We start from the raw sequence: 367 nt of genomic DNA on the forward strand, positions 1-367 counted from the left end.
GCGGATCTTGTCGAGCAGGCGCGTGAGCTCGACCTTCTCGGTCGCGTTCATCCCGGCCGCCGGCTCGTCGAGCGCGAGCAGCTTCGGGTCGGTCGCCAATGCGCGCGCGATCTCGAGACGGCGCTGGTGGCCGTACGACAGGTTGCGCGACGTGTAGTCGGCGTACTGCAGCACGCCGACGTACTCGAGCAGCTCGATCGCGCGTTCCTTGATCTCGCGTTCTTCCTGGCGCTCGGCCGGCGTCTGGAACACCGCGCCGAGCAGCCCGTGCTTGGTCCGCACGTGGCGGCCCACCATCACGTTCTCCAGCGCCGTCATCCCGCCGAACAGGCGGATGTTCTGGAACGTGCGCGCGATGCCCGTCTTC

At 68.4% G+C, this 367-nt stretch carries 1 protein-coding gene; it reads right to left on the minus strand.

What is annotated here, in order from left to right:
* Nucleotides 1-367 (minus strand): ATP-binding cassette domain-containing protein (locus U4012_RS35690; RefSeq protein ID WP_321804594.1); only part of this gene is annotated, 367 nt, incomplete at both ends.

The organism is Burkholderia sp. BCC1988 (genome assembly GCF_905339895.1).
Classification (GTDB): Bacteria; Pseudomonadota; Gammaproteobacteria; order Burkholderiales; family Burkholderiaceae; genus Burkholderia.